Here is a 6,180-nt window from a genome sequence, read left to right as displayed (position 1 = left end):
TACAAGGATTGCGCCATTATTGATATTAAGGTTTAAATGCCGAACAGCTTATGACAAATGACAAATGACAAATGACGAATGACGATCTTCACCGTTCACGTTAATTCTGTCCACCTACTTAGATTCGACCACTACCAATTTTTGGTAGAACTTCCTTTGCCCATAATTCATCAGAAATTTTAATTTGCTTGTCTTCGGGAACTCTTTGATTATATTGCTCTAATAACGCTGTAATAAGTTGAATATACTCTTTCAGTAAATCCCGAATTTCTTGTCTGGCTAATAAATTATAAGAACTTGATGTATTATTTTTGGCACTGAATTGCCGAATTACAGGCGCATTGAAGACAATCCAAAGAAATGGAGAATTAATAACTTCTTCCATCAATTCAATAAGTTCAGGTTGTAAAAATAAACAGTATTTTTCCATAGTGCGGTTTAAGGAATCCTTAAACTGCGAGCATTCCCGTAATAGATAATCTGACCAATCCGCTTCAATTGCGCCCAACACAGGGGCTGGTTTGGAAAAATCTAGAAACGCTAATTCTTCAAAAAATGTATGGTCAAATAAATCAACGACTGTTTGATAATCTTTATCGGGTTTTTCGGCAATAGCCGCCTTAAACATATTAAAAAATAAATAAAAGTGACGTCGAATCGGTCTCCTTAGTTGCAGGAATGCCACAGATTCTAGTTTTCTGCGTTGATTTTCTTGATCGATCGCAATGACCCGATCAATCGAAAAGACGACAATTAGAATACCAGTAATTTCTGAGGCAATATCTAAAGAAAAGGATTTGAGCCAAGGATATTGACCCGAACTGAGGAAATATATGAAAAAGCAGCAGCCCAATAAGACAGGAAGTACAACATAAGGAGTTTTGAAAGATTTTATCATCTTATCGCCTGCTACTTTGCTTAAGCATCCGGGTTATTGAGAAAAGATACTCTTCTATTGCAAGAAACCCTCTGCTGCTAATAATCCTACAGAAAAGAGTACGGTAGCCATTAGCGAAAAAACCATCATCATGCCAGAAGGCATAAAGCTGCGGGTGCGGAAAAGGCGAATAATAAAAACGATAAATAACACTAGAGAAATTAATGTGGCGAGTCCGAGTCCCATAACGGGGATAATCCGACAAAGCCACCAAGCCACCAACAGTCCCAGACCACTACTGATACCCGAAATTAGGGATTTTTGGCTTTTGGCTTTGACATACCCAATTACGCCACCTGCCAAGACCAATAAAGCGTAGATTAAAACAAATCCGGTAATAATTGGCAATAAGTTGTTCATGTTAGGAAAATTTTGCTGGATATCAAGACTGACTATCCACTAATTTATCGTATTAATTATACTCTAGTAGCGCTACCTGGGAGGAGGCAGAAGGGTTCTTACGGATAACTTCTCGTTTCAGCCGTAGAAAGTCTTAACCTGGGGGGCGACAGCTATATCTGCTTTTTCGTCTATGGTTAACGGGTGAGTTGCTTCCGCCGCGCTATGGTAGTAAATCCTACAAAAACGACTGCCATTTACGGCAGCCCAATCCCCCGCCTCCCGTCTTCATTAGACGGGGGAATAGCTTTTCCATGACTCTATTAGGCTTTTACTGCGAATGAGTTTAGAGGGAAGAACCGTTAGAGTGGTCGTTGTAATGGGATTGCCCATGCCAATTTATAGTGTCAGTCATATTGTCTTCTAGTTCCATACGTTGTTCCATGCGACGTAGAAAATAGCCCGTCATCATCGCCGAAGCCAACAATCCAGCTAAATTTTCGCGATCTGTGGTCACTTGCACATTGAAACTCTCAGACGGAAGCATACCCACCAGTCCCTGGACATTCTGGGAAATGATTTGCTGAATTTCCGGGCTGGCAGATTTGGCAACCTGGGACAGCACATCGGGGGATTGGTGTTGGAGATAGTTCAGGAGTTGGTTGGTTGCGTCATCTTCAGGGGGAGAATTGAGGAAGTCAGAGTTAAATACCATTAGAAATTAAAAGATGTGACTTACTTGTTTCTACTCTAAACGATTGTACTAGCTACCGACTTGGTGCTTTGGTTAAACAGTCCTAGTTCTTAAGGAAGAAATTCAGGATTGTGCTTGGGGCTCAAGGATAAGATCAGGTGAAGTGGTGCTTAGGATTGAGAGGATGTGCGTAGGGACGGTAGGAGGTTATCGAGTTCAAAGTGTTGATGAAATTTATTGGTGACTTGCAACCAGTAGGAACGACCATCGGTTTGTCGGCGTCTGCTGACAAATCCTAGGGAGATGAGTTCTTGAACATGTTGATACGCACCACTACCGCGTAAGTCGATCAGTTCAGTTTGAGCAATAGGTTGTTTGATTGCGATCGCCGCTAAGGTTCTCAATGCTCCTACACCTAATTCAGCAGGCACTAGACTTTGCATTAACGTAGCAAATGAAGCCCGTAACTGCAAGCTATAGCCCTTTGGTGTCTCGACGACTTCTAGGGCGCTGTCTCGATAGGCATAGTCTGACATCAGTTCAATTAAAGCATCTTCTACCGCCGAGCGATCGCATCTGGCACACTCAGCAATTTCCGTCAGGGACAAGGGTTTGCCCTTTAAATATAGAATCGCTTCAATTTGGGTCGCTAGACGAGGCATTGGGGACGTTTTGAGTGTTGAATGTGTAGGGGCGGGCGCGAGGGAATTTGCTCAAGCTGTTGACGATAACTTGGGTTCAAAACCCGCCCTTACCGAGTGTTGAGTTTTGGGTGTGTAGGGGCGGGCGCGAGGGAATTCGCCCAAACTGTTGACGATAACTTGGGTTCAAAACCCGCCCTTACCGAGTGTTGAGTGATCAGGGATTAAGGATTGGGGATTGGGGATTGGGGATTGGCAAGTACCTATATGCTCATCAATCGAGTTGTCGTCCCGTCAGTTCCACAAAGATATCCTCTAAATTTGAGGGACGAACCATCATACCCGTTTTATCCGGTAAGCTGTCAAGGTAGGCATTGGCATCGTCTAGAGTGGGAAAGAACTTATACTCGAAGCGATCGCCAATTTGTTTCATCAGCAACCCTTCACCATGATTAGCTTTCAGTTGTTGCAGGGTTCCCAGTTCAATTAGCTTACCACAGTCCATAATACCGATGCGTCCTGGCTGACTTGTCCCATAGGCATCACACAACACCTCCACCTCGTCCATATAATGCGTCGTCAGCAGCATAGTCATCCCTTGGCGGTTTAAATCGCGAATAATCTCCCACAGGCGGCGACGGGTTTGGGGATCAAGTCCCACCGTGGGTTCATCTAAAAATAGAATTTTGGGTTGGTGGAGTAGCGCCCTAGCAATTTGCAGGCGACGCTTCATCCCACCTGATAGGGTTTTGACGGGCGAATCCCGCCTTTGGGCTAATTCTACGTACTCCAACCACTGGTTAATCAGGGTTTGCCGTCGGGGATTGGCAATGTGGTGCAAACGTCCGTGGAGTTCCATATTCTCCCAAACGGTCAGGTCGTTATCAACGCTGGTTTGTTGCAACACAACGCCTATATTTTGCTTAACCTCAGCCGATTGACGCACCACATTGTAACCCGCAATCTCAATTTTCCCTTCAGTGGGTCGGGTTAAAGTGGTTAACATGCGAATCGTCGTCGATTTCCCCGCACCGTTGGGACCGAGGAGACCAAATATCTCTCCCGATTCGATAGTGAAGGAGAGGTCATTAACCACAGGAATTTTATCGTAGGTTTTTTGGACGTGTTGGACACAAACAGCAGAGGGCATTCGGTCTGACTCATAGTAGGACAACTTTACATTTCATCATATCTTGGCAGTCATCTTGTTTGAGAGTGATTTCTTAATAGGGAACGAGAAAAAAGAAGATGTAAGGTTTCATTTAGCCGAGCTATGGATACTCCTGCTCGACAATTTTTCGGATTTCCGTATCTAACTCAGGAACTTTGCTGGTAACAACGTCCCATACAATATCGTAATCAACGCCGAAGTAATTATGGATTAAGCGGTCACGCATTCCCGCGATCGCACGCCATTCAATTGTGGTATAGTTCTGACGTAGTGTATCAGGTAGTTGTTTAACCGCTTCGCCAATTACTTCAATGCTCCTAACCTAAGCCCGTTTCAAGGTTTCGTCTTGCACAAAAGTAGTTTTATCCAGACCCCTAGAGCTTGTGATCATGTAGGTGGTTTCGTCAAGGATATGCTGTAAATACTCACGCGCTGACACAGACATACTCAACCTCATCTAGAATACGCGAACCGATGTAAGGACTTAACGACTCGATAGTAATCAGGTCAACGGCTCTACCAAATAGATCTTCTAGAAAAAATGACAAGTGCATAAAGTTATCAAAAGTTTTCTGGTCTGGCTCAAATACCACCAGAATATCAACATCGCTTTTGTCGTGGATTGCATCACGAACAAATGAGCCAAACACTCCACACTGTTTGACTCCAAAACGCCGTAACTCTTGTTGATGCTCAGACAAGAGAGAGAATACTTGAGACTTGGTTTTTACAGGCATAGTTTACTTAAAGGATCAGGTTGCTGAAAGCTTTGATAGCTAAGACGTTCTCGAAGTTCATCTTCTAGCCAAGAGGCATTATTCAGTCTGTTCAAAATGCCACTTGATATAACTGGGAGCAAAGCCGAAACTGTGTGAGATTGCTGCAAAAATGAGGAACCTTGACTTGGTTGAATTTCATTCTTTAACCAGGATGCAATATCCATCGCTATCAATCGTTCTTGTCGTGCGCCACCTAGGGAAACTTGAAAACGAGAAAATGCAGATTGAGAACTGTTGCGTGGAGGATTAGGTTCGGAACGCTGACCCCTGTGAATTTCTAGCATTCCTAGAGTTACAACTTCATGAACATAGTAATCCAAGGCGCTCACAGCTAGAACTAGAGCAGCTCTCAGAATATCTGACAAATCTAGGGCGGGAGTGGATTGAGCCTTGACAGAGTTGTGAATAGAAATCAGATCTCGAACACGAGCAATGCTGATTCGGAATTGATCAAGCGCTGACTGCATAGGAAGGAGAAGTAAGTCCTATAATCTTATCGGCTAAATCCGAAAATGTGCTTTCAAATTGTTTTTGCTTCTCTTGAGCCTTTACTACAACTTTGCCCTGCCATTTAGCAGAACGTAATTGCTCAGGTGTCAAGGCATAGACGGGTGCTTGATGCTCCTGTGACAGAGCTATTAAACTATTAAAGTTGGGAATTTTTGTAAGAGTGCAACTCTGAGCAATACCATTCTCCCTATAAAGTTGTTCAGGAAGCATCATGTTATTTTGCCTCAAAACAGGAATCAGTTTGTTAGCAACATCCTCTTCAACTCTTTGAATCCATGTTTCAAACGCAGCCGTTTCCTTTCCGCGAATGATCCGAAAGTTTTGAACAATAGTACCTAAAAAGCGTAGTGTAATGTCAGGAAATGGATAGGATGCTCCTTTCAATACAGGAAGCGAACTAGCCTGTTTACCCCATGCGTACCATTTTGGTAAAATTTTAGCCAATGAATCAATTGCCATTACCGAAAAGAAATCGGCTGTAGTCGGTACTATAAAAAAGTCACTGGTCATTAGTAAATTCTGGTTGATTGCTCCTAAGCTTGGACTCATATCAATCAAAATATAATCTGCACTAAAGTTTTCAGCAGTTTTATTCAATAAATCTGTAATAGAGCCAGGTAAGTTTTTGAGAGCCTGAATTGAGCCACTTAGCTCTTGAGCAATTCCCAACGTGACTTCATATTCTGCAAAACCAACATGACCAGGTAGTAAAAACAGTCGCTCTTGTCCCTCAATGGGAATGCAGTCTACTGCCTCAATAGCCCTTGGCTGTGACTCAAAGGCTGGTGTTAGCCCTGTTCTAATATTTGAATCTGTACTGTAAATCGCCTCAATTCTTTCCTCGCCGCTCTCTGTTCCTTGCCCTAAAGCCATACCCGTTAGATTACATTGGGGATCGGTATCTACAAGAATGACTGTTTTTCCCTTTGAGGCAAGCATCCAACCCAGATTAAATGTGGTTGTAGTTTTGCTGACTCCGCCTTTGTGATTAAAGAGGGCAATTTTTTGAACCATTGCACTTACCACCTCTTAGTTCTCCAACTTTAGACTTTAGTATAGCTTGAGCCGGACTTTTCCAGACTTATTACGCCAAACTTTTAGTTTAATCA

At 43.1% G+C, this 6,180-nt stretch carries 8 protein-coding genes and 1 pseudogene; all 9 read right to left on the bottom strand.

The annotated features are described in order from the left end of the window. Positions 1–118 precede the first annotated feature (118 nt). The 9 genes and pseudogenes from ACLFWI_RS25270 to ACLFWI_RS25230 all read right to left on the bottom strand — a co-directional run bounded on the left by ACLFWI_RS25270 (position 119) and on the right by ACLFWI_RS25230 (position 6,085). A complete protein-coding gene (locus ACLFWI_RS25270) occupies positions 119–898 on the bottom strand; it encodes a hypothetical protein (protein WP_446415208.1) in 780 nt (259 codons plus the stop codon). A gap of 54 nt (positions 899–952) precedes the next feature. Then, positions 953–1,297, bottom strand: coding sequence for a TMEM14 family protein (locus ACLFWI_RS25265; RefSeq protein ID WP_446407685.1), 345 nt, complete (start codon positions 1,295–1,297; stop codon positions 953–955). Positions 1,298–1,622: 325 nt separating this feature from the next. Beyond that, positions 1,623–1,991 (bottom strand): DUF760 domain-containing protein, encoded by a 369-nt coding sequence (locus ACLFWI_RS25260; protein ID WP_446407686.1) that lies wholly within the window; start codon positions 1,989–1,991, stop codon positions 1,623–1,625. Between the two features lie 149 nt (positions 1,992–2,140). Continuing rightward, positions 2,141–2,632 carry an SMC-Scp complex subunit ScpB gene (gene scpB, locus ACLFWI_RS25255; protein ID WP_006105500.1) on the bottom strand — a complete coding sequence of 164 codons (492 nt, stop codon included), beginning with the start codon at positions 2,630–2,632 and terminating at the stop codon, positions 2,141–2,143. Between the two features lie 253 nt (positions 2,633–2,885). Continuing rightward, positions 2,886–3,761 carry an ABC transporter ATP-binding protein gene (locus ACLFWI_RS25250; RefSeq protein ID WP_446415207.1) on the bottom strand — a complete coding sequence of 292 codons (876 nt, stop codon included), beginning with the start codon at positions 3,759–3,761 and terminating at the stop codon, positions 2,886–2,888. A gap of 121 nt (positions 3,762–3,882) precedes the next feature. Beyond that, positions 3,883–4,095, bottom strand: coding sequence for a HepT-like ribonuclease domain-containing protein (locus ACLFWI_RS25245; RefSeq protein WP_446415209.1), 213 nt, complete (start codon positions 4,093–4,095; stop codon positions 3,883–3,885). A gap of 112 nt (positions 4,096–4,207) precedes the next feature. After that, on the bottom strand, positions 4,208–4,519 hold the full coding sequence (locus tag ACLFWI_RS25240; RefSeq protein ID WP_446407689.1) for a nucleotidyltransferase family protein: 312 nt from the start codon (positions 4,517–4,519) through the stop codon (positions 4,208–4,210). 2 nt (positions 4,520–4,521) lie between these two features. After that, positions 4,522–5,028: pseudogene (locus ACLFWI_RS25235) on the bottom strand (HEPN domain-containing protein); the annotation flags it as partial. Then, entirely contained in the window at positions 5,012–6,085 is a 1,074-nt protein-coding gene (locus tag ACLFWI_RS25230) for a ParA family protein (protein WP_446415206.1), read from the bottom strand. The pseudogene ACLFWI_RS25235 and the gene ACLFWI_RS25230, both read right to left, overlap by 17 nt. Positions 6,086–6,180: the final 95 nt, after the last annotated feature.

It is taken from the genome of Coleofasciculus sp., assembly GCF_046539235.1.
Lineage (GTDB): Bacteria > Cyanobacteriota > Cyanobacteriia > Cyanobacteriales > Coleofasciculaceae > Coleofasciculus.
This window is presented reverse-complemented; position numbering and strand designations above follow the sequence as displayed.

Coding starts and splice junctions, on each gene's coding strand:
- ACLFWI_RS25270 (WP_446415208.1), bottom strand. CDS start 898: ATGATAAAATCTTTCAAAACTCCTTATGTTGTACTTCCTGTCTTATTG.
- ACLFWI_RS25265 (WP_446407685.1), bottom strand. CDS start 1,297: ATGAACAACTTATTGCCAATTATTACCGGATTTGTTTTAATCTACGCT.
- ACLFWI_RS25260 (WP_446407686.1), bottom strand. CDS start 1,991: ATGGTATTTAACTCTGACTTCCTCAATTCTCCCCCTGAAGATGACGCA.
- scpB (WP_006105500.1), bottom strand. CDS start 2,632: ATGCCTCGTCTAGCGACCCAAATTGAAGCGATTCTATATTTAAAGGGC.
- ACLFWI_RS25250 (WP_446415207.1), bottom strand. CDS start 3,761: ATGCCCTCTGCTGTTTGTGTCCAACACGTCCAAAAAACCTACGATAAA.
- ACLFWI_RS25240 (WP_446407689.1), bottom strand. CDS start 4,519: ATGCCTGTAAAAACCAAGTCTCAAGTATTCTCTCTCTTGTCTGAGCAT.
- ACLFWI_RS25230 (WP_446415206.1), bottom strand. CDS start 6,085: ATGGTTCAAAAAATTGCCCTCTTTAATCACAAAGGCGGAGTCAGCAAA.